The 21,822-nt window shown below is 68.7% G+C and carries 15 protein-coding genes; 9 read left to right on the forward strand and 6 right to left on the reverse strand.

The window, feature by feature from the left end; translation table 11 throughout:
• Window positions 1-79 precede the first annotated feature (79 nt).
• From E5CHR_RS11575 to E5CHR_RS11605, 7 genes are all read left to right on the forward strand, one after another.
• Window positions 80-1,105, forward strand: a complete 1,026-nt coding sequence (locus tag E5CHR_RS11575) for an HlyD family efflux transporter periplasmic adaptor subunit (protein ID WP_162579810.1) — start codon at window positions 80-82, stop codon at window positions 1,103-1,105.
• Complete coding sequence (locus E5CHR_RS11580; protein ID WP_162579811.1) at window positions 1,105-2,859, forward strand: ATP-binding cassette domain-containing protein; 1,755 nt, start codon at window positions 1,105-1,107, stop codon at window positions 2,857-2,859. The genes E5CHR_RS11575 and E5CHR_RS11580 overlap by 1 nt, the downstream gene beginning before the upstream one ends.
• On the forward strand, window positions 2,856-4,157 hold the full coding sequence (locus E5CHR_RS11585) for an ABC transporter permease (RefSeq protein ID WP_162579812.1): 1,302 nt from the start codon (window positions 2,856-2,858) through the stop codon (window positions 4,155-4,157). Before E5CHR_RS11580 ends, E5CHR_RS11585 begins: the two co-directional genes overlap by 4 nt.
• A 10-nt stretch (window positions 4,158-4,167) precedes the next feature.
• Window positions 4,168-5,298 carry an ABC transporter permease gene (locus tag E5CHR_RS11590; protein ID WP_162579813.1) on the forward strand — a complete coding sequence of 377 codons (1,131 nt, stop codon included), beginning with the start codon at window positions 4,168-4,170 and terminating at the stop codon, window positions 5,296-5,298.
• A gap of 13 nt (window positions 5,299-5,311) precedes the next feature.
• Window positions 5,312-6,823: an efflux transporter outer membrane subunit gene (locus tag E5CHR_RS11595; RefSeq protein ID WP_162579814.1), complete on the forward strand. Its 1,512-nt coding sequence runs from the start codon at window positions 5,312-5,314 to the stop codon at window positions 6,821-6,823.
• A gap of 109 nt (window positions 6,824-6,932) precedes the next feature.
• Window positions 6,933-7,379 carry an SRPBCC family protein gene (locus E5CHR_RS11600; RefSeq protein ID WP_162579815.1) on the forward strand — a complete coding sequence of 149 codons (447 nt, stop codon included), beginning with the start codon at window positions 6,933-6,935 and terminating at the stop codon, window positions 7,377-7,379.
• Window positions 7,380-7,436: 57 nt separating this feature from the next.
• The gene (locus E5CHR_RS11605; protein WP_162579816.1) at window positions 7,437-8,156 is read left to right on the forward strand and encodes an aspartyl/asparaginyl beta-hydroxylase domain-containing protein; all 720 of its coding nucleotides are present in this window, start codon (window positions 7,437-7,439) and stop codon (window positions 8,154-8,156) included.
• Between the two features lie 12 nt (window positions 8,157-8,168).
• Here E5CHR_RS11605 and E5CHR_RS11610 read toward each other — a convergent pair whose 3' ends face one another.
• The 4 genes from E5CHR_RS11610 to E5CHR_RS11625 form a co-directional block, all read right to left on the reverse strand.
• The gene (locus E5CHR_RS11610; protein ID WP_162579817.1) at window positions 8,169-8,609 is read right to left on the reverse strand and encodes a CBS domain-containing protein; all 441 of its coding nucleotides are present in this window, start codon (window positions 8,607-8,609) and stop codon (window positions 8,169-8,171) included.
• Between the two features lie 43 nt (window positions 8,610-8,652).
• Window positions 8,653-9,708 carry a 2-oxoacid:ferredoxin oxidoreductase subunit beta gene (locus E5CHR_RS11615; protein WP_162579818.1) on the reverse strand — a complete coding sequence of 352 codons (1,056 nt, stop codon included), beginning with the start codon at window positions 9,706-9,708 and terminating at the stop codon, window positions 8,653-8,655.
• The gene (locus E5CHR_RS11620; RefSeq protein WP_162583689.1) at window positions 9,705-11,519 is read right to left on the reverse strand and encodes a 2-oxoacid:acceptor oxidoreductase subunit alpha; all 1,815 of its coding nucleotides are present in this window, start codon (window positions 11,517-11,519) and stop codon (window positions 9,705-9,707) included. The genes E5CHR_RS11615 and E5CHR_RS11620 overlap by 4 nt, the downstream gene beginning before the upstream one ends.
• Before the next feature lie 160 nt (window positions 11,520-11,679).
• A complete protein-coding gene (locus tag E5CHR_RS11625) occupies window positions 11,680-13,566 on the reverse strand; it encodes an FAD-dependent oxidoreductase (RefSeq protein WP_162579819.1) in 1,887 nt (628 codons plus the stop codon).
• Window positions 13,567-13,893: 327 nt separating this feature from the next.
• Here E5CHR_RS11625 and E5CHR_RS11630 point away from each other — a divergent pair, with 327 nt between their 5' ends.
• Window positions 13,894-14,106, forward strand: coding sequence for a hypothetical protein (locus E5CHR_RS11630; protein ID WP_162579820.1), 213 nt, complete (start codon window positions 13,894-13,896; stop codon window positions 14,104-14,106).
• An 18-nt stretch (window positions 14,107-14,124) separates the two neighbouring features.
• On the opposite strand, the gene E5CHR_RS31970 is transcribed toward E5CHR_RS11630, so the two are convergent.
• Window positions 14,125-19,368: an autotransporter-associated beta strand repeat-containing protein gene (locus E5CHR_RS31970; RefSeq protein ID WP_174255715.1), complete on the reverse strand. Its 5,244-nt coding sequence runs from the start codon at window positions 19,366-19,368 to the stop codon at window positions 14,125-14,127.
• Window positions 19,369-19,593: 225 nt separating this feature from the next.
• Window positions 19,594-20,529 (reverse strand): LysR family transcriptional regulator, encoded by a 936-nt coding sequence (locus tag E5CHR_RS11640; protein WP_162579821.1) that lies wholly within the window; start codon window positions 20,527-20,529, stop codon window positions 19,594-19,596.
• A 121-nt stretch (window positions 20,530-20,650) separates the two neighbouring features.
• Between E5CHR_RS11640 and E5CHR_RS11645 the strand changes: the two genes are divergently transcribed.
• Entirely contained in the window at window positions 20,651-21,811 is a 1,161-nt protein-coding gene (locus tag E5CHR_RS11645) for a CaiB/BaiF CoA transferase family protein (RefSeq protein WP_162579822.1), read from the forward strand.
• Window positions 21,812-21,822 lie beyond the last annotated feature (11 nt).

Here is a 21,822-nt window from a genome sequence, read left to right on the forward strand (position 1 = left end):
CTAATTAGTTTGAATTTAAATTCAAATTCGTTAAGATCCAGTCTACTGCATCGACGACCGCAGGCGTGAAAGCCCACCCATGAACAAGAAACCCCTCATCCTCGGCGGCATCGTGGTCGTGGCGGCGCTGGCCGCTGGCGCGTGGTACTTCAACCGCAAGCCCGTGGATACGTCCAGCCTCGTCCTTTACGGCAACGTCGACCAGCGGCAGGTCTCGCTGGCCTTCAACGGCAGCGATCGCATCGGCAAGCTCAACGTGGAGGAGGGCGACCACGTCAAGGCCGGCCAGGTGCTCGGCGAGCTCGACACCCGCACCCTGAAGCTGCGCGCGGCGCAGGCCCAGGCGGAGATCGGCGTGCAGGAGCAGGCCCTGCTGCGCCTGAAGACCGGCAGCCGCCCCGAGGAAGTCGCGCAGGCCCGCGCGAGCGTGGCGGCGGCGCAGGCGGACGCCGAGCTGGCCGGCCAGCAGCTGGAGCGCCTGCAGGGCATCCGCCAGACCACCGCCGGCCGCGCCGTCAGCCAGCAGGACCTGGACAGCGCCCTGGCCCGCCGCAAGGTCGCGCAGGCACAGCTGGAGAACGCGCGCAAGGCGCAGCAGCTGGTGGTGAGCGGCCCGCGCAAGGAAGACATCGCACAAGGGCAGGCACGGCTCGAAGTGGCACGCGCCGAGCTTGCACTGCTCGACCGCCAGCTCGAGGAGGCCGAGCTGCGCGCCCCGATCGACGCCGTGGTGCGCGCCCGGCTGATGGAGCCCGGCGACATGGCCTCGCCCCAGCGTCCGGTCTACACGCTCGCCATCACCGACCCGAAATGGGTGCGCGCCTATGTGGCCGAGGCCGACCTCGGCCGCATCAGGCCCGGCATGGCCGCCACGCTCTCGACCGACAGCCATCCCGGCCAGCCGCTCGCGGGCAAGGTCGGCTACATCTCGTCCGTGGCCGAATTCACGCCCAAGACGGTGCAGACCGAGGAGCTGCGCAGCAGCCTGGTCTACGAAATCCGCGTGCTCGCCGACGACAAGGAGGACCGCCTGCGGCTGGGCATGCCGGTGACCGTGCGCCTCGCGCTGGACGGCAACGCGACCCCGGTCGCCACGGGGCGCTGATGAATGCCGCCGCGCCCGCGCTCGCGGGCCACGGCCTGCACAAGGGCTTCGAGCTCAAGGGCACGAAGCGCACGGTGCAGGCGCTTGCCGACGTCTCCCTGGAGATCCCCGCCGGCACGCTCAGTGCGCTGGTCGGCCCCGACGGCGCGGGCAAGACCACACTGCTGCGCCTCGCGGCCGGCCTGATGCGCGCCGACCAAGGCACGCTGCGCGTGCTGGGCATCGACGTGGCGGCCCACCCCCAGGCCGTGCAGGACCGCATCAGCTACATGCCGCAGCGCTTCGGCCTCTACGAGGACCTCAGCGTGCAGGAGAACCTCGACCTCTACGCCGACCTGCACGGCGTGCCGAAGAAGGAGCGCAGCGAGCGCTATGCGCGGCTGATGGAGATGACCGACCTCGGCCGCTTCACCGCGCGGCCCGCGGGCAAGCTCTCGGGCGGCATGAAGCAGAAGCTGGGCCTGGCCTGCACGCTGGTGCGCTCGCCGCAACTGCTGCTGCTCGACGAGCCCACCGTGGGCGTGGACCCGCTCTCGCGCCGCGAGCTGTGGGAGATCGTGCGGCAGCTGGTCGACGACGAGCGGCTCAGCGTGATCGTCAGCACCGCCTACCTGGACGAAGCGGAGCGGTGCTCGCAGGTCTTCGTGCTGCACGACGGCCGCCTGCTCGCGCAGGGCACGCCGCAGCAGCTCCGCGACCAGGCGTGCGATCTCTGCTTCATTGCGAAGCCGCCGCAGGGCATGGCCGCGCGCACGCTGCAGGCGAAGCTGCTGGATGCGCCCGGCACGATCATCGACGCCGTGCCGCAGGGCGGCGAGGTGCGCCTGATCCGCCAGCCCGGCGCCGACGGCCGGGCGCTGGCCACGCTGCTGGACGGCGCGCCCTGCGAGCCCGTGCCCGCGCGCCTGGAGGACGGCTTCATGGTGCTGCTGCGTGCCCGGCAACAGCCGAAGGCCGCAGCGCCGGGTGCGGCTGCAGGCCCCGTGGCGGTCGCCGGCGACGTCGGCGAAACCGTGATCGAGGTCAAGGACCTGGTGCGCACCTTCGGCGACTTCACCGCCGTGGCCAGCACCAGCTTCAGCGTGCGCCGCGGCGAGATCTTCGGCCTGCTCGGACCCAACGGCGCCGGCAAGACCACCACCTTTCGCATGCTGTGCGGCCTGCTTCCGGCCAGCAGCGGCTTCCTGCAGGTGGCCGGCGTCAACCTGCGCCATGCGCGGGCGCAGGCGCGCGCGCGCATCGGCTACGTCTCGCAGAAGTTCGCGCTCTACGGCAACCTGACGGTGCAGGAGAACCTCGAGTTCTTCGGCGGCGCCTACGGGCTGCGCGGCGCACGGCTGCGCGAGCGCATGCAGGCCGTGCTCGACCAGTTCGATCTCAGGGGGCAGGAGCAGTCGGCCAGCGGCCTGCTGCCGGGCGGCTTCAAACAGCGCCTGGCCATGGCCACCGGTCTGTTGCACCAGCCCGAGATCCTGTTCCTGGACGAGCCCACCAGCGGCACCGATCCGCTCGCGCGCCGCGAGTTCTGGCGCCGCATCACTGCGCTGGCCGCGGCCGGCGTGACCGTGATCATCACCACGCACTTCATGGAAGAGGCCGAGTACTGCGACCGCATCGTGATCCAGGACGCCGGCCGGGTGCTGGCCATCGGCACGCCGCAGGAGGTGCGGCTGCAGGCCGGCCGCGCGCCCGACATGGAAGAAGCCTTCATCGGCATCGTGACCCAGGCGCGCGAACGGAGAGCTGCGCCATGAGCCGCACGGCCGCTCCGAAGGCGAATAGCACGGTAGCCGAAGGCGAAGGTACTCCAGTGAGCCGCACGGCCGCTCCGAAGGCGAATAGCACCGTAGCCGAAGGCGAAGGTACTCCAGTGAGCCGCACGGCCGCTCCGAAGGCGAATGGCACCGTAGCCAGAGGCGGAGGTACTCCAGTCAGCGGATTCGGTTCGCGCGTGGCCGCCCTCACGCGCAAGGAAACCCGCCAGCTGCTGCGCGACCCGAGCAGCATCGCGATCGGCGTGCTGCTGCCCATCATCCTGATCCTGATCTTCGGCTTCGGCCTTTCGCTGGACGTGAAGAACGCGCCGCTCGCCGTGGTGATGGAAGACAGCTCGCCCACCGCGATGGATGCCGTCGCGGGCCTGCAGCTCACGCCTTACATCTCGCCCGTGATGCTGGGCTCGATGCACGATGCCGAACTGCTGATGCGCGAGCGCCGGGTCGACGGCATCGTGCGCGTGCCCGGCGACTTCTCGCGCCGGCTCGCGGCGGGCGATGCGCGCATCCAGCTCCTGGTGCACGGTGCCGACGCCGGCCGGGCCAGCATCGTGCTGCGCTACGCCTCGGCCGCGCTGCAGCAGAACGCGCAGCGCCTGGCCGATCGCGGCCAGCCCGGCGCGCGCATCGGTGCGGTCTCGCTCGAACAGCGGCTGTGGTTCAACACGGCGAACACCAGCACCTGGTACCTGGTGCCCGGCCTCATCGTGCTGATCATGACTTTGGTGGGCGCCTTTCTCACCGCCCTGGTGATGGCGCGCGAATGGGAGCGCGGCACGCTGGAGGCGCTGTTCGTCACGCCCGTGCGGCCGATCGAGATCCTGCTGGCGAAGATCATTCCCTACTTCGCTGTCGGCATGGTCGGGCTGGCGCTGTGCCTGCTGGCCGCGCGCTTCCTGTTCGAAGTGCCGATGGTCGGGTCGCTCGCGCTGCTGGTGCTGTGCGCCATGCTCTACATGCTGGTGGCGGTGGGCATCGGGCTGGTGATCTCCGCAGTCACGCGCAACCAGTTTCTGGCCAGTCAGGTCGCGTTGCTCGCGAGCTTCCTGCCTTCGCTGATGCTGTCGGGTTTTCTCTTCGACCTGCGCAACGTGCCTGCCGTGGTGCGCGTGGTGGGGCAGGCGCTGCCTGCGACCCACTTCATGGAACTGATCCGGACGCTCTTCCTGGCCGGCGACGTCTGGCCGCTGGTCCTGCGCAACGGAGCCATCCTCATTGCCTATGCCGTGCTGCTGCTCGGCGTGGCGCGCGCGATGACGCGCAAGACGCTCGATTGAGGCGACCACCATGAACGCTTCACTCGTCGACGCCGTTCTGCGCATTCTCAATTTGTGCCGCAAGGAATTCCTCGCCGTGCTCAAGGACCCGGCCAGCCGCGCCATCCTGATCGTGCCTGCTCTCATGCAGAGCCTGCTGTTCGGCTATGCCGCCACCTACGACCTCAACCGGGCCGACTACGCGCTGCTCGACCAGAGCCACAGCGCTGCGTCGACCGCGCTGGTCGCCAGGCTCGACGGCACCGGCGTCTTCCACCGCAGCGCGACCTTGCGCACTGCTGCCGACATCGAGCGCGTCATCGATGTGCAGGACGCGCTCTTCGTGATCCACATCGGCCCGCGCTTCGAGCAGCAACTGCAGGCCGGCGAAGACGCCGCGGTGCAGCTCATCGTGGACGCGCGCAACTCCAACACCGCCGGTTCCGCGGCCGGCTACGTGAGCGCCGTGGTGGCCGACTTCAATGCCCGGTGGCGGGTGCAGCACGGCGGGGCGCAGCCGCCGGTGCGCATCGAGTCGCGCGCCTGGTACAACCCCAACCTCGAGACGCGCTGGAACCTGATGCCCGGCATGATCGCCGCGCTCAGCATGCTGCAGACCTTGCTGCTCACCGCGCTCTCGGTGGCGCGCGAGCGAGAGCAGGGCACCTTCGACCAACTGCTCGTCACGCCGCTCACACCCACCGAGATCATGATCGGCAAGGCCGTGCCGCCGGTGCTGATCGGGCTGGTGCAGTCCACCATCGTGCTGCTGGTCACGCTGCTGTGGTTCAAGGTGCCGATGGCCGGGTCCCTGGTGACGCTCTATGCGGGCCTGGCCTGCTTCACCATCGCCAGCGTGGGCATCGGGCTGTCGATCTCGGCGGTGTCGGCCAACATGCAGCAGGCCATGCTCTACACCTTCGTGCTGATCATGCCGCTGATGCTGCTGTCGGGGCTGACCACCCCGGTGCGCAACATGCCCGAGGCGTTGCAGATCGCAACGCTCGCCAACCCGCTGCGCTTCGCCATCGATCTGGTGCAGCGTGTCTACCTCGAGGGCGTGGGCCTGCCGACCGTCTGGCACAACCTGATCCCGCTGGTCGTCATCGCCGCCGTTACGCTGCCGCTGGCGGCCTGGCTGTTTCGCAATCGTCTTGTCTGAAAGAGAGCGCGACATGAAGAACCCGCAACGCTCCTCGTCGTTCCTGTTGCGCTGTGCGCCGTGCCTTGCGGCGCTGATGCTGGCCGGCGGTTGCGCCGTCGGGCCCGAGTTCAAGGCGCCCACGGTTGAAGCGCCGGCCGATTTCTCGGCATGGCACGGCGGCTCGGCGGCATTGCTCGATGCGCAGGCCCGCGATGCCGCGGGCGCGTCCGTCAGCTGGGCCGCATTCGCGGACCCGATGCTCGACGCCTTGATGGCGAAGGCGATCGACGCCAACCACGACCTGCAGGCCGCCGCGTTGCGCTTCGCCCAGAGCCGCGTCCAGCGCCAGCAGGCCGAGGCCGGGCGCGGGCCCCAGCTCAACGCGAGTGCCGCAGCCGCACGCCAGCGTCAGAGCGAGTCCGGCTCCGGCACGCGGCTGATCGACGCGCTCAATCCTTCGAACCGCGAGCAACTGATCGGCGCGCTGAGCGAACCGCACAACCTCTACCAGGCCGGCTTCGATGCCTCGTGGGAGCTCGACCTCTGGGGCCGCGTGCGTCGCACCATCGAGGCGGCCGATGCCGATGTCGTTGCATCGCAGGCCACGCTGGCGCAGGTGCAACTGGCCGTGCAATCGGAACTGGCGCGCAACTACTTCGAGCTGCGCACGGCGCAGCGTCAGTTGGGCATCGCGCGCGCCGACATCGCCGCGAGCGAGGAGACGCTCACGCTGGTGCGGGCCCGCGCCGATGGCGGCCTGACCACCGACCTCGACGTGCGGCGGCAGGCGGCGCAGGCGGCGGACCTCCGCGCGCGCCTGCCGCAATTGCTGGCGCAGGAGGCGCGGGCGACCAACCAGATCACGCTGCTGCTCGGAGAACGTCCCGGCGCACTGCAGGCGCAGCTCGCGGTGCCGGCCGACGAGCCTGCGAGCGCCTTGCCCGACCTTTCGCCGGGCCTGCCTTCCGAGGTGGCGCTGCGCCGACCCGACATCCGGCGCGCACAGGCGCAGCTGCATGCGGCCACCGCAAGCATCGGCGTGGCCGTGGCCGACCTGTACCCGCGCATCACGCTGGGCGCGAACTTCGGCTTCGAATCGGTGGGAAGCCGCAACTTCGGCGAGTGGGGGAGCCGGCAATGGTCCGTCGGCCCCAGCCTGCAGTTGCCGATCTTCGATGGCGGCCGCCGTCGCAGCACCGTCGCGCTGCGCGAGCTGCAGCAGCAGGAAGCCGCGGTGGCCTACCAGCAGACCGTGCTGAAGGCCTGGCACGAGATCGACGATGCGCTGAGCGCCTATGCCGCCGAGCGGCAGCGTCATCTTCAGCTGGCCGACAAGGAGCGGCAGAGCCGGGATGCGTGGCAGCTCGCGCGGGTGCGCTACGAGCACGGGCTGACCGATTTCCTGGTGCAGCTCGATGCGCAGCGCACGCTGCTGCAGGCCCAGCGCGACCAGGTGGACAGCGGAGGGCGGCTGGCGATGGACTTGGTGGTGCTGACCAAGGCGCTGGGCGGGGCGCAGGACCGGAACGCAGCCCAGCGCTAGTACGATTCACGATTCGCGCGGTTGGCAGAATTCGCGGTTCCCTGGTCCTTGTGGCGCAGGCTGATCCTTCGTAGGCTCGGAGCTTCGCGTCCATCATTCAAGGAGAACCATGAGCACCAACACAGTCAGACTGCATCGTGTCATCGCCGCGAAGCCGGAGAAAGTCTATCGGGCCTTCCTCGACGCCGACGCCAAGGCCCGCTGGCTGCCGCCGAACGGCTTCACCGGCAAAGTCCACAGCATGGACGCCCGAGTCGGCGGCAAGTACAAGATGTCGTTCTCCAACTTCACGACCGGCAACAGCCACTCGTGGAGCGGCGAATTCCGCGAACTGGTGCCGAATGAGCGGGTGCGGTACACGGACGTGTTCGACGACCCCAACCTGCCCGGAGAGATGAACGTCACCGTCACGTTGAAGCAGGTCCTGGTCGGCACCGAGTTGAACATCGTCCAGGAGGGCATCCCCGAGGCCATACCCGTAGAAGCGTGCTACCTGGGCTGGCAGGAGTCGTTGCGCAACCTGGCGAGGCTGGTCGAACCCGAGATCAACGATTAGCCCCATGGCCCTGCCACCTTTGCCGCATCGCATCGTGCGCAATGCGTCCTCGCGCCCATGCTGAGGAACCTTCCCGCCCGCCTCCTGTTTCGCACGCTCATGGCCGCCGAGCGGATGAACCGGCGTCATTCCTTGCTCGGCGACCAACCCTTCTTCCCGCCGGCCGAGCTGCCGTGGCCCCGGCTTCTGGAAGCCCGAAGCGATGAGATCCGCGCCGAACTGGACGCCTTGCTCAAGGACGTCCAGAGGCTGCCGAATTTCCAGGAGATTTCGCCGGACCAGGCGACGCTGACCAACGACGCCGGCTGGAAGACCTTCTTCTTCAAAGGCTACGGCGTCGACTTCCCGAAGAACATGCAACGCTGCCCGCGGACTGCCGAAGCCCTGGCGCTCATTCCCGGCATCAAGACGGCCTTCTTCTCGATCCTCGCTCCGGGCAAGGTCATCCCCGAGCATCGCGGCCCGTACAACGGCGTTCTCAGGTATCACCTCGGCCTGCGCGTTCCGGCATCCGACGAGACTTGCGCCATTCGCGTCAACGGCATCGTCAGGAACTGGTCCGAAGGCGGGTCGCTGGTCTTCGACGACACCTTCATGCACGAGGCCTGGAACCGGACGCCGCATTGGCGCATCGTGCTGTTCGTGGATTTCCTGCGGCCCTTGCCGCTCGTGCCACGCCTCGTCAACAAGCTCATGATGGAAGTCATGCAGCGCACGGCCTTCGTGAAAGTCGCGGTGAAGAACCAGGCGCGGTGGGAAGACGGGTTCTACAGCTGAAGGCGCCCGGAGTCAGCCGAGCACATCGTTCACCTGTGCATGGAACTCCGCCTGTCCCAACGCGACCCCGATCTCCCGCGGCAACGCATCCCTCACCGAAAACACCCCGAGGATCTTCGTCCCCGACACCAGCGGCAGGTGGCGGAAGCCCCGCTCGAGCATCAGCACCACCGCATCCGACACCAGCGTCCCTGGCGACACGCAGATCGGGTTGGGCGTCATCACCTGGCGCACGGCCGTGCGATCCGGATCAACGCCTTTCGCCAGCACCCGCGTCATCAGGTCGCGCTCCGTCAGGATGCCCAGCAGGATGTCCGGCGGCTCCATGATGAGCACGCTGCCGCAGTTGGCGCGGGTCATCGCGCCGGCCGCGTCGCGCACGCTCGCATGCGGCCCGAGGCTCAGCACATGCTTGCGCGATATGGACTGAAACACAGTACGTTCTTCCGCCATGTCCGCCCTCCGGCAAAAGCGCGATGTTGCGACGTGACGGCGCTCAGCGCAAGGAGGCGTTGAGTTTTTCCAGCGCCGCGGCCCCCGGGCACAACTCGCCGGGCTCCAGCACGTTGAGCGGCCGGGCACTGGTGTTGAGTGCCGTGTGCAAGTCGGTGGCCAGCGGGTCGACGTAGAGCAGCCCGGTCACCACCTCGCCTCTTTCCTGGTGCCTCTGCATGTGTGCCATGGCCGCGTGGCGGTCGCCGGGGTTGTAGCCGGCGTGCAGGCTGCGCAGCCGCAGCAGCGTGCCGTCGTGCTGGCGCACGTCCATCACCTCGCCCGGCGCGACATCCGCGGTGATCGCCTCGCGTTGCTGGATGAAGTCGATGCGGCTCACCGCCTCGTTGTGTTCGCGCACATAGTCGTAGCTCTTGGTGCTGCCCGGGTGGTTGTTGAAGGCCACGCAGGGGCTGATCACGTCGATGAAGGCCGCCCCGCCATGGCTGATGGCGCCCTTGATGAGCGGCACCAGCTGTGCCTTGTTGCCCGAAAAGCCACGGCCGACGTAGGTGGCGCCCAGCTGCAGGGCCATCGCCACCAGGTCGACCGGGCTGTCGGTGTTGATCGCGCCCTTCTTGCTCTTGGAGCCTTCGTCGGCGGTGGCGGAAAACTGGCCCTTGGTGAGGCCGTAGACGCCGTTGTTCTCGACGATGTAGGCCATGCGTACGCCGCGCCGCATGGCGTGCGCGAACTGGCCCAGTCCGATGGAGGCCGAATCGCCATCGCCCGACACGCCTAGATAGAGCAGGTCGCGGTTGGCCAGGTTGGCGCCGGTCAGCACGCTGGGCATGCGGCCGTGCACGGTATTGAAGCCGTGCGATGCGCCCAGAAAATAGTCCGGCGTCTTGGAACTGCAGCCGATCCCCGACAGCTTGGCAACGCGGTGCGGCTCGATGTCCAGCTCCCAGCAGGCCTCGATGATGGCGGCCGAGATCGAGTCGTGGCCGCAGCCGGCGCACAGCGTGGAGATCTTGCCTTCGTAGTCGCGCCGGGTATAGCCCACCTTGTTGGTGGCCAGGGTCGGGTGCCGCAGCTTGGGCTTGGCGAGATAGGTCATGCAGTGTCCCCCGTCATGTGCGCAGCGATCGCCCCGATGACGAAGCGCGCCGTGATGGGCGTGCCGTCGAAATGCAGCACACGGACCAGCCGGGCCGGGTCGATGTCGAGTTCGTTGATCAGCAGGCTGCGCATCTGGGCGTCGCGGTTCTGCTCGACCACGAAGACCTGGCGGTGCTCGGCCAGGAACTGCACCACGCTCTGCGGAAAGGGAAAAGCGCGCAGGCGCATCGCATCCAGGTGGATGCCCTGCGCCTCGAGTGCTTCAAGTGCTTCGTGCATGGCCGGGCTGGTCGAGCCGAAATAGATCACGCCGAGGTCCGTGGCCCGCGCCGCCGGCCGCAGCACGGGCTGGGGCACCATCGTGGCGGCAGTCGCGAACTTCTTCAGCAGGCGCTCCATGTTGTAGACGTAGTCGGGGCCGCGCTCCGAGTAGCGCGCGTAGGCGTCGCGCGTGGTCCCGCGCGTGAAGAAGCTGCCCTTGGTCGGGTGCGTGCCGGGCAGGGTGCGCCACGGGATGCCATCGCCGTCCACGTCCTTGTAGCGGCCGAAGTCGCGGCCGGCCTCCAGCTCCTCGGCGGTCATGACCTTGCCGCGGTCGTAGGCGCGGCTGTCGTCCCATACGAAGGGCGCGCACAGGCGCTGGTTCATGCCGATGTCCAGGTCGGTCATCAGGAACACGGGGGTCTGGAGACGGTCCGCCAGGTCCAGCGCGGCCGCGGCATGCTCGAAGCATTCGTGCGGGTCCTCGGGGAACAGCAGCACGTGCTTGGTGTCGCCGTGCGACGCGTAGGCGCAGCACAGAATGTCGGCCTGCTGGGTGCGCGTGGGCATGCCGGTGGAAGGCCCGCCGCGCTGCACGTTGATGAGGGTCACCGGGATCTCGGCGAAGTAGGCGAGACCGATGAACTCGGTCATCAGCGAGATGCCCGGCCCCGAGGTCGCGGTAAAGGCGCGCGCGCCGTTCCATCCCGCGCCGACCACCATGCCGATGGAGGCCAGCTCGTCTTCCGCCTGCACGATGGCGAAGCGGTTCTGGCCGGTGGCCGGGTCCACGCGGAACTTGGCGCAATACTTCTGGAAGGCCTCTGCGACGGAAGAGGAAGGCGTGATCGGGTACCAGGCCGCGACCGTGGCGCCGCCGTAGACGCAGCCCAGGGCCGCGGCGCTGTTGCCGTCGACGAAGATGCGATCGCCCACGCGGTCGGCGCGCCGCACCTGCAGGCCCACCGTTTCGCGCAGGTGCTCGCGTGCGAAGTCGCAGCCCAGGTGCAAAGCCTGCACGTTGGAGGCCAGCAGCTTCTCCTTGCCTTTGTACTGTTCGCCGAGCAGCTTTTCGACCACCTGCGGCTCGATGCCGAGCAGCACGGCGAGCGCGCCCACGTAGACGATGTTCTTGAACAGCTGCCGCTGGCGAGGGTCGTGGTAGACCGCGTTGCAGATCTCGGTCAGCGGCATGCCGATGACCCGGATGTCGTCCCGGAACTTCGAAGGCGGCAGCGCGCGCGTGCTGTCGTAGAACAGGTAGCCGCCGGGTTCGAGCTCGGCCACGTCGGCATCCCAGGTCTGCGGATTCATCGCGACCATCATGTCGGTGCCGCCGCGCCGCCCCATGTGGCCCTGCTCGGAGACGCGCACCTCGTACCACGTCGGCAGGCCCTGGATGTTGCTCGGGAAGATGTTGCGCGGACTCACCGGCACGCCCATGCGGAGGATCGCCTTGGCGAAAAGCTCGTTGGCTGAGGCCGAGCCCGAGCCATTGACGTTGGCGAATTTGATGACGAAGTCGTTGACTGCCGTGATCGTGGGCATCGCTTCGCGTGCGTCGCCGGATTCAAGGGCGGGCTTTGCGCCTCGAGGTGGAAGCGTGGCGCTCATGGGACAAGCTCCATGCCGGGCGCTGCGGTGATGCGGTCTTGCTCCCTCTCCCGCTTGCGGCAGAGGGCTGGGGTGAGGGTACGGGCGCGGCGTCTCATGCCGGCACCCGCTGTTTCGGCGCAAGCTTCGCATCGCGGCTCGCCGGACCCGCCTGCGTCGTTTTCAGGAGGAACTTCTGCATGTCCCACGCCCCGGTGGGGCAGCGTTCTGCACACAGGCCGCAGTGCAGGCAGACGTCCTCGTCCTTGACCATGACCCGGCCGGTCTTCAGCCCGCCGGACACGTACAGGTCCTGCGCCAGGTTGAGTGCCGGTGCCTTGAGCCGTTGCCGCAGATCGGCCTCGTCGCCGTTGGCAGTGAAGCTGATGCAGTCCATCGGGCAGATGTCCACGCAGGCATCGCATTCGATGCACGCGGGCTCCGTGAAAACGGTCTGCACGTCGCAGTTGAGGCAGCGCTCCGCTTCCTTGAAGGCGGTGGCGGCGTCGAAGCCCAGTTCCACCTCGACCCGGATGCTCGCCAGCGCCGTTTCGGCATTGGCCCAGGGCACCTTGAAGCGCAGGTCGTTCGTGATGTCGTTGTCATAGCTCCACTCGTGGATGCCCATCTTCTGCGACATCAGGTTGGTCATGGGGGCAGGGCGGACCTGGATCGATTCGCCGTGCAGCAGCCGGTCGATCGACACCGCGGCCTCGTGCCCGTGGGCCACGGCCTCGATGATGTTCTTGGGTCCGAAGGCCGCGTCGCCGCCGAAGAACACATGGGGCACGGTGGACTGGAAGGTGCTCTTGTCGAGCACCGGCAGTCCCGACGGGCCGAAGGCAATGCCGCAGTCGCGCTCGATCCAGGGAAAGGCGTTCTCCTGGCCAACCGCCACCAGCACGTCGTCGCACTCGAAGAAGGCCTCGGGCTCGCCGGTGGGCACCAGCGAGCGGCGGCCCTGGGCGTCGTACTGCGCACGCACGATCTCGAAGCGCATGCCGACCAGCCTGCCGTTCTCGTGGACGAAGGCCTTGGGCACGTGGAAGTTGATGATGGGGATGCCCTCATGCTGCGCATCCTCCTTCTCCCAGGGCGAGGCCTTCATCTCCTCGAAACCGCTGCGCACGATCACCTTGACGTCGTTGCCGCCCAGGCGGCGCGCCGACCGGCAGCAGTCCATGGCCGTGTTGCCGCCGCCCAGCACGATCACGCGCTGGCCGATGCTGGTGATGTGGCCGAAAGAGACGGAGGCCAGCCAGTCGATGCCGATGTGGATACCGGCCGCGGCCTCGCGCCGGCCGGGCAGGTCGAGGTCGCGTCCGCGTGGCGCGCCGCAGCCGACGAAGATCGCATCCCAGTCCTGCGTCATCAGCGCGCTCATCGAGTCGATGCGTGCGCCGCTGCGGAAGTCGACGCCGAGGTCCAGGATGTAGCCGGTCTCCTCGTCGATCACCGATTCGGGCAGGCGGAAGTGCGGGATCTGTGTCCGCATGAAGCCGCCGGCCTTGGCCTCTTCGTCGAACACCGTCACCTCGTAGCCCAGCGGCGCCAGGTCGCGCGCGACGGTGAGCGAGGCCGGACCCGCGCCCACGCACGCGATGCGCTTGCCGTTGCGCGGCTCGAGCGCCGGCATGCGCGCGCGCACATCGCCCTTCATGTCGGCGGCCACGCGCTTGAGCCGGCAGATCGCGACCGGCTCCGGCCGGGCATCGCCGTGGCCCCCCGGGGAGGCGCTCCGGGCCAGGGGCGGCCCATCGCCAGGCAAATTGCCTTGCTCCACCCGTCCCCGCCGGCAGGCAGGCTCGCACGGCCGGTCGCAGGTGCGCCCCAGGATGCCTGGGAAGACGTTGGAGGCCCAGTTGACCATGTACGCGTCGCTGTAGCGGCGCTGCGCGATCAGTCGGATGTACTCGGGGACGGGGGTGTGCGCCGGACAGGCGTACTGGCAATCGACGACCTTGTGGAAATAGGCCGGGTTCGCGATATCGGTTCGCTGCAAAGCTTGTCTCCTTGCTGCCGCCCGTGGCCCTCGTGGGTGGCCGATGCGGGCTTTTGCGCCAGTATGCGCCGCGTGCGGGGCAGAGTGGGCTCGGTGAAAGCCCTCAGCACGTCATGGTCCCGCGGCAGGCGAGGGCGGTTCAGGCTCGCCGCGGCCCCTGAGTTGCCTGGGTGCCTTCGACACCGCGGGCGGCTTCAAATTGCCGATCCGGCCTTGGGGCGTATCGTTTGCGCCGGCCTACAGAAGCGGAGGTTCTTCGACGACGGCGAGCACCTGTCGTGGCTTTAGGCTTGGATGCATCCAAACTGCACAGCCGGAGTCGACAACATGGCCGCCAACGCGATGCTAAAGGGAGAGGTGAATTACCGCGCCGGTGATGGCCCCATGATCCGGATCCCCGAAGGGCCGGTGGAAGTAGACGTGGCGGACGACAGTGCGGTGCTCAGCTGGGGCGACGAAGGCAACACGCAAAGCGCCGCGTTGCCGATCGCCGAGTACGAGCGCTACGTGCGCGACGGCCTGATCACGCCAAAGAACTAGCAGCGCCTGCCCACCAGGCTACCAGCGCACCCGCAGCCCCGCCGAGGCATTGAGCTGCGACTTCACGCGCGTATCTCCGCCTGATGCCCACAGCTTGCCGACCTCCCCGTAGAGGCTGGTCGACTCGCTCAGCCCGAGCGTGAAGCCCGCGGCCAGCTCGGTCGAGGTGCTGCCCCTGCTGCTGGCAATGGCGGTGCTGGCCGCCGGGTTGATGAAGCGGGTGACATCGCTGCCGCCCGAGATGCGGTACAGGTTCACCCGCGCATAGGGCTGCAGCCGGCCTGCGCTCGTGGCGATGTCGCCCTTCACGCGCACGCCCACGCGGGCGAGCCAGCCGCCTTCTCGTTCCTGATGCACGCGCGCGCCGGCGATGTCCACGTCGTCGAAGTCCAGGCGCTGATGCACGAGTTGCGCCTGCGGCTGGATCTGCCAGCCCTTGCCCAGCGCGAAGGACTGGCCCAGTTCCAGCGAGGCACTCAAGCTGCTGGCCTTGCCCTTGGTGCGCAGGTTGGCCTGTGGCTTGACCTCGTAGCGGTGGCGCCCGGCCTGCAGCACGCCATCGGCGTAGAAGCCGCTGGTGTCGCTGTAGGTGGCGTAGCCGCCCAGGTACTGGCTGCGCAGGTCGTTGCTGCCCACCGTGAGGTTGGCGATGCCGCGCGCGAAGCCCTGGACCTGCATGTCGCCGTCGAGCTGGCCGACGTAGAGGCCGGCACGCCAGTTCGCGTCGGTCCAGAGATCGGTGCCCGCTTGCAGGCCGTTGAGGCGGCCGTCGCTTCGCGGACTAACGGTTCCGCCTTGCCGGATGTTGCGGCCGGTGCTGAGCACGCGGCCCCAGGCGCGGCGCTCGCCGGTGGGCGCTCCGACAGTGCCTTGAGCCTCGGCAGCCGTCTTCATGTCGTCGCCGCCGATTCGCTGGTGCAGGTTGCCGAGCATGGCCAGGTTGCCCTGGCGCAGTTGCTCAGGCAGGGCTGCGAACAAGGGGACCTCAGCGCGGTAGGTGGGCACCTGAATGGCCACGGGAGATGAGATAGGCGCGGAGGCGGGCGGTGGCAATGGCGAGCCGGCGGGAGCGGGCGCCGGTGGGACTGGCGGTGCAGGTGGCGCAGGTGGCGCAGGTGGCGCAGGTGGCGCCGCAGGAGCCGGTGGCAACGGCGGCGGCGGCGGCGGCGGCGGCGGCGGCGGGGGCAGTGGGGGTGGGGGCGGCGGGATGACGATCGTGCTGGTCGAGCGCAGGTACCAGTTCTCTCCGGCACCTGCGGCATCGCCCGCCTGCAGGCGGTATTCGTACGCCCCTGCATCCACGTGCCCGCCCTGCAGTGCGAAGGCGTCCTTGGTGCTCTGGGCCGTTGTCGCAGCGCCGTTCAGCGCACTCACCAGCTCGATGCCATTGCCCGTGGTCAGCGCCCCCAGCCCGCCGAGATTGACGACCTGCACGGTGGTGCGCCCCCTGGCCGTGGCGGTGGGGCCGTCGAGGACGAGCCGGTCGCTGGCGCTGGCACTGTCTCCCAGGAAGGTGCCCAGGCGCAGCAGGCCATTGCTGCCGGCATAAGGTCCGGTGACGGTGAGCGTGGTGCCCGGCGTGCTGCCGATGAGGGAGACCGTGCCCGCGTTGTCGAGGGCGGCGATGCTCTGGCTGAAGCCGGCGAGGTCGAGGGTGGCCCCCGAGGCAACGCTGTGCGCCGATGCAGCGCTGAAGGTGTTGGCAGCACCTGCGCGCAGGGTGCCTTCGTTGACGGCAGTGGCGCCGCTGTAGCTGTTGGCGCCCGAAAGAACAAGCGTTCCGCTTCCGATCTTGCTCAGGTCGCCCGGCCCGGTGATTGCGCCCGTGAGGGTGGCGGTGAAGGGGCCGGTGTCGATGGTGGGGTCGACGGCATCGGTGAAGACAATCGGATTGGCCACGCTCAGGTCCTCCGCAGCGAAGCGCAGCGTGGTGCCTTCGTGCATGGCGAGCTCGCCCGTGCCCAGCGCATGGCTGTTGCCGATGGCAAGCCGCCCCTGCTTGAGCTCGGTGCCGCCGCTGTAGCTGTTCTCCCCGGTGAGGCTCAGGGTGCCGGCGCCGGTCTTGGTGAGCGCCCCCACGCCGCTGAGCGTGCCGCTTGCCGTGAGGTCTGCGTCCGTCTGCAGGGTCCCGCCGTTGCCGCCGAAGTTGACGTTGCGCGCGGTGGCAAAGGCGCCGGTGGTGCGCAGCGTGCCGCCGTCGAAGGCTACGGCCCCCGAGGCGCGGCCCAGGTTGCGGTCTTCGGCAACGGACAGCGTGCCTTCCACAATGGCGGTGCCTCCGCGGTAGGAATTGGCGCCGGTGAGCGTCAAGATGCCGGCGCCGGTCTTGATGAGGGCACCCCTGCCGCTGACGACGCCACTCGCCGTGAGGTCGGCATCGGTCTGCAAGACGATGCTGCCGCTGCCCAGATCGATCCTTCGCGCCGTGGTGAACGCACCGGTGGTGCGCAGGGTGGTTCCCCCATCGAGATTCAGCCAGCCCGAGGCGGCGCCCAGGTTCTCGTCTTTGGAGACCGACAAGGTACCCTGCAGGACGGTGGTGTCGCCGATGTAGGTGTTGGCGCCGGTAAGGGTCAGGGTGCCGGCACCCGTCTTGAACAGACCGCCATCGCCCGAGACCACGCCCGTGGAGCTCAGGTCGGCATCGGTCCAGAAGCCGCCATCGAAGGCTCCGAGGGTGATGGCACGCGGTGTCGTGATGGGCGCGGTGTTGCGCAGCGCGCCGCCGTCGAGGGTCAGCGCGCCGGAAATGGCCCCCAGGTTCGCGTCTGCGGAAATCGAGAGCACGCCCTCTTCGACCGAGGTGCCGCCGGCGTAGGAGTTGGCACCGGAGAGCGTCAGCGTACCCCCACCGACCTTGACCAGATTGCCGCTGCCGCTGATGGCCTGGGTGACGGTGCCATCGCCCGGCTCCTCGAACACCAGCGTGCCATGGTTGGTGATGCCGCTGCCGCTTCCCACCCCGGCCGTCGCCGTGTTCAGCGACACGCCGGCATCGATCGTCGTCGTTCCGGTGAAGGTATTGGCGGCTTCGAAGACGATGGTGTTGGTGCCAGCGATGGTGACGCTGTCGCCGCTGATGGTGCCGGCCAACGTCAGGCTGCCGCCGTTGTTGCGGATGGTGTTGGTGCCGCCGGCGCCGAGGTTGACCGTGCCTGTCAGCGTGGCCGCGCCGGCGCTGTTGGCCAGCGTGCCTCCGTTCAGGTCGATGTGTTGCCCAACCCCGTCTTGCCCACCCAGGTCCAGCGTCGCACCGGCGTTCACGGCGGCCGTGGCGGTGCTTCGCCCCAGCGCGGCGGTGTGGCCCAGGCGCAGCGTGCCCGCGTCGATCGCGGTCGAACCGGTGTAGTCGTTGGCGCCGGAGAGCGTCAGGGTTCCAGTGCCCGTCTTGATCAACCCGCCGCTGCCCCCAATGAAACCGCTGAAGGCGGTGCTGGTGTCGTCGCTTCCGGTCGTCAGCACGCCGCTGCCCAGGACGAGGGCGCCCGAGCCTGCGAGGCTGCCGACGCTTTCGTCGAAGTTGTTCAGGTCGAGCGCGGCGCCGGCAACGATGGTGACCGCGCTGCCGTTGCCGAAGGCGTTGGTGGCGGTTCCGGCCCTCAGGATGCCCGCGCGGACCGTTGTCGTCCCGGTGTAGCTGTTCGTGCCGGAGAGCGTCAACGTCGCCGCGCCGCTCTTGTCGACGTTGCCGTCCCCGCCGATGCTGTTCGCGAAGAAGACGTTGTCGCTCCGGTCGAAGCGCAGGGCCGCGCCGCCGCCGATCGACACTGCGCCGCTGCCCAAGCTGCCGGTGGCGCCGCCGTTGCCGACCTGCAGCGTCCCGCCGCTGATCGTGGTGCCTCCGCTGTAGGTGTTGTCGCCCGCAAGGATGAGCATGCCGGCGCCGCTCTTGCCGATACCGATGCTGCCGGCTCTGTTGCCCGTACCGCCGGAGCCCGTCTGGTCCGCAATGACGTTGGCGACCGTTTGAGTGGCACCTTCGCCGGGCGCGAACGTGAGTGCCGAGTTGGCGCCCTGCAGGAAGATGCCCGAACCGAAAGCTGATCCTGCGCCGGTTCCGTTCGCGTTCGGGGCGGCCCCGCCGGCGACCGAATTGCCATTGAGGGTGAGCGAACCGGTGATCGTGACGCTCGCGTTGTCCATCACGAATATTCCGCCGCCCATGCCGGCGCCGGAGCCGCTGCTGTTGGTCGCGCCGGCTCCTCCGCCGAACCCTGCGGCGCCGCCGCCGCCGTTGGCCGATCCATTGCCGCCGCCGCCGCCGAAGCCGCCGGCGCCGCCGGCGCCGGCATACGCGCCGCCGCCGCCGCCACCAAAGCCGCCATCTCCGGCGATGCTCCGGTACGAGCCGCCGCCGCCACCGCCAAAGCCGCCGACTGCCCCGCCGGTACCTTCGACCCCACCGCCTCCGCCGGTATAGTCGCCCCCCCGCTCGGCGAGGGTGAGGGAAGGAGGGACGAAACGAAGGACGGCTCCGGCGCCTCCGTTCGGACCGCCTCCCGTCCCGCCGATCAGAAAACCTGGGACTGCTCCGGCGATCGCGCCGCCGCGTTCGTACAGCCCGCCTCCACCTTGCCCGACGTTCTGGTTGTCCGATGCCGGGTCAGCGCCGCCGTCGCCTCCCATGCCTCCGCCACCGCCGCCATTGAGGCGCACCACGCCGCCGGGCAGCGGAAAACTCGTGGAGACGTAGCCGGCGCCGCCGGCTGCGCTGTTGTCGATCAACGACACATTGTCCAAGGTCAACGCCACGCCGCTGCGTGCAAACACGGCACCGCCGGCTCCCATGCCGCCGCCACCTACGGCCACCTCCCTGCCGCCATTGCCTCCCTGGGCCCTCAGGTTCTTGAGCAGTACGTTGCTGATGGTCACCGTGCCGGAGCCGATGAAAAACCCGCGATAGTTGTTGGCGCCATCCAGCGTGTGGCCGTCGCCGTTGATGGTCGCATCGCCCTCGATCACACCGATGTTGCCGTTGAGGGCGATGTCGGCCGTGAGCGTGATCGTGCTGTCGGTCGCGATGTTTGCAACGCAGTTGACCAATGACGCAGTGTCGCCTGCACTGCATGCGAAGGCCGATGGTGCCGCGCACGCCAGCAGGCTGGCCAATGCGAGCAGACGAAGGCGAGGGGTCGGCACGACGCCGGGCAGCGCGCGGGCCCGCCGGATGCTGCCGCCCTTGCCTCGCGCAACGGCGTGCTCGGGCACGGCGACCCAGGCGCCCAGTGCGGAGTTCCAAATGCTTCGGTGCGTTCTGTTCATGAGGGATGTCGAGGGGCGTTGGAGGCCATGCGCTGTTCGCACGGGCAGGCACGCAGCCCCGAACGGTGACCATCCTTTCGCGTAGGCGCATGGCGTTCCGGCTGTACCGCGCGAAGCCCGGGATCGGCAAATGCTAGGAATGGCCGGCGGCGCTGTCGGGATGCCGCCACAAAAAGCGAGAATTCATTCGCAACTCGCCGGCCCTTCGGAAGGACCAGCGAAAGGTCAGGCGCGTCCAGGCCCCTTGTCTGCCGCAGACAAGCTCGCCAGGTGGTTCACCAGCAACCCTGCCGCGGCCGAGAGAGCCTCTCCCTTCTTCGTCGCCATCAGCAGCCGCCGCGTCGCCCACGCGTCCTTCAGCCGCAGCACCCGCAGGTCCAGCACGCTGACCTGCGCCGAGCAGGCCGCGAGCGGCACCACGCCGATGCCCAGGCCTGCTGCGATCATGTGGCACATCGCGTCGAAGCTGCGCACCTGCACGCGCAGTCGCATCGGGATGCCAGCCTGCTCCGCGGCGCGCGAGGTCAACTCCAGCAGCGAGCTGCTTCGATTCAGGCCCACGAACTCGTAGCCGAGGCACGTCTTGAAGTCCACCCGCTTCAGGCGCGCCAGCGGATGCTGCCGCGCGCACAGCACCACCAGCTCGTCGGTCTGGAAGGGCGCGATGTCCAGCCCGTAGGCCGGCGTGTTCTCGGCGAATACACCCACGTCCGCCAGCCCGTCGACCAGGGCCCGCACGATGTCGCCGCTCAGTTGCTCTTCCACCTCGACGCGGATGTCGGGATGCCGCTCCAGGAAGGTCGCGAGCGCTGCCGGCAAGAACTCGGTGAGTGCCGACATGTTGGCCCACAGCCGTACGTGGCCGCGCACGCCGCTCGCGTAGTCGCCCAACTCGCTGCTGAATTGCTCGAAGCCCTGGAACAGGCGCATGGCGTGCTGCATGGCCACATGGCCGGCCGGCGTCAGGGCGATCCCCTGGGCACTGCGTTCCAGCAGCCTCGAGCCGGTGGCGCTCTCGAATTCCGAAAGCCGCCGGCTCGCCGCCGACAGCGCCAGGTGGCAGGCCTCGGCGCCCTTGGTGATGCTGCCGGTTTGCGCCACGGCACAGAACAGGCGCAGGGTGACGAAATCGACGCGAGCCGGATTGATGGTGCGGGCCATGGAAGAGATTCTAGAGAGGGCCTTCGCATTCTGCGAAGGCCTGCTGCCGTCAAAGCAATTCCGCTCGCGACGCGGCATTCCTACAGTGGACGCCATTCCACTCGAGAGACAACGCATCGCCATGAACGCACTCGAAGGCCTCAAAGTCCTGGAGCTCGGCCAGCTCATTGCCGGCCCCTTCGCGGGCAAGACACTGGCCGAATTCGGCGCTGACGTGATCAAGGTCGAGCCGGCCGAGACAGGCGACCCGTTGCGCAAGTGGCGCATGCTGCGCGCCGGCACCTCCGTCTGGTGGGAAGTGCAGTCGCGCAACAAGCGTTCGGTCTGTCTGGACCTGCGCAGCGCCGAAGGCCAGCAAGCGGTGCGCGATCTTGCGCTCGAGGCCGACGTGCTCATCGAGAACTTCAAGCCCGGCACGCTGGAGGCCTGGGGACTGGGCTGGGAGCAGCTGCATGCGCTCAATCCGAAGCTGGTGATGCTGCGCATCTCGGGCTACGGGCAGACCGGCCCGTACCGCGACAAGCCCGGCTTCGGCGTGCTCGGCGAGTCGATGGGCGGGCTTCGCTACCTCAGTGGCGAGCCGGGCCGGGTGCCGGTGCGGGTCGGTGTCTCGCTGGGCGACACGCTGTCGGCACTGCACGGCGTGATCGGCGTGCTGATGGCGCTTTACCACCGCGCAGCCCACGGCGGCGAAGGGCAGTTCATCGACGTGGCGCTGTACGAGTCGGTCTTCAACGTCATGGAGAGCCTGCTGCCCGAGTACGATGCCTTCGGCGCGGTGCGCGAACGCGCCGGCAGTGCGCTGCCGGGCATCGCACCCACCAACGCCTACCGCTGCAACGATGGCCACTATGTGCTGGTGGCGGGCAACGGCGACAGCATCTTCCGCCGGCTGATGCGCGCGATCGAACGGCCCGACCTCGAGAACGATCCGGCGCTGCGCCACAACGACGGGCGCGTCGAGCAGGTCGAGATGCTCGACGCCGCCATCGAAGCCTGGACCTTGCAGCGCAGCTGCGACGACGTGCTGGCCGCGCTCGATGCTGCCGGCGTGCCGGTCGGGCGCATCTACACGGTGGCCGACATCGCACGCGACCCTCAATACCTGGCGCGCGAAATGATCGTCGAGGTGCCGACCTCGGACGGCCGCACGCTCAAGGTGCCCGGCATCGTGCCCAAGCTCAGCGCCACGCCGGGCCGCATCGCGCATCCGGCGCCGCGCCTGGGCGAACACGACGATCAACTGCAGCCCGGCGCCGGCTGGCCCGAACGCACTCGCTGAAAAGGAAACCG

The sequence above is a fragment of the Variovorax sp. PBS-H4 genome, assembly GCF_901827205.1.
Lineage (GTDB): Bacteria > Pseudomonadota > Gammaproteobacteria > Burkholderiales > Burkholderiaceae_C > Variovorax.

Excerpts from the sequence above, each read along its gene's own strand:
- E5CHR_RS11575 (WP_162579810.1), top strand. The coding sequence starts at position 80 with ATGAACAAGAAACCCCTCATCCTCGGCGGCATCGTGGTCGTGGCGGCG.
- E5CHR_RS11580 (WP_162579811.1), top strand. The coding sequence starts at position 1,105 with ATGAATGCCGCCGCGCCCGCGCTCGCGGGCCACGGCCTGCACAAGGGC.
- E5CHR_RS11585 (WP_162579812.1), top strand. The coding sequence starts at position 2,856 with ATGAGCCGCACGGCCGCTCCGAAGGCGAATAGCACGGTAGCCGAAGGC.
- E5CHR_RS11590 (WP_162579813.1), top strand. The coding sequence starts at position 4,168 with ATGAACGCTTCACTCGTCGACGCCGTTCTGCGCATTCTCAATTTGTGC.
- E5CHR_RS11595 (WP_162579814.1), top strand. The coding sequence starts at position 5,312 with ATGAAGAACCCGCAACGCTCCTCGTCGTTCCTGTTGCGCTGTGCGCCG.
- E5CHR_RS11600 (WP_162579815.1), top strand. The coding sequence starts at position 6,933 with ATGAGCACCAACACAGTCAGACTGCATCGTGTCATCGCCGCGAAGCCG.
- E5CHR_RS11605 (WP_162579816.1), top strand. The coding sequence starts at position 7,437 with ATGCTGAGGAACCTTCCCGCCCGCCTCCTGTTTCGCACGCTCATGGCC.
- E5CHR_RS11610 (WP_162579817.1), bottom strand. The coding sequence starts at position 8,609 with ATGGCGGAAGAACGTACTGTGTTTCAGTCCATATCGCGCAAGCATGTG.
- E5CHR_RS11615 (WP_162579818.1), bottom strand. The coding sequence starts at position 9,708 with ATGACCTATCTCGCCAAGCCCAAGCTGCGGCACCCGACCCTGGCCACC.
- E5CHR_RS11620 (WP_162583689.1), bottom strand. The coding sequence starts at position 11,519 with ATGCCCACGATCACGGCAGTCAACGACTTCGTCATCAAATTCGCCAAC.
- E5CHR_RS11630 (WP_162579820.1), top strand. The coding sequence starts at position 13,894 with ATGGCCGCCAACGCGATGCTAAAGGGAGAGGTGAATTACCGCGCCGGT.
- E5CHR_RS31970 (WP_174255715.1), bottom strand. The coding sequence starts at position 19,368 with ATGAACAGAACGCACCGAAGCATTTGGAACTCCGCACTGGGCGCCTGG.
- E5CHR_RS11640 (WP_162579821.1), bottom strand. The coding sequence starts at position 20,529 with ATGGCCCGCACCATCAATCCGGCTCGCGTCGATTTCGTCACCCTGCGC.
- E5CHR_RS11645 (WP_162579822.1), top strand. The coding sequence starts at position 20,651 with ATGAACGCACTCGAAGGCCTCAAAGTCCTGGAGCTCGGCCAGCTCATT.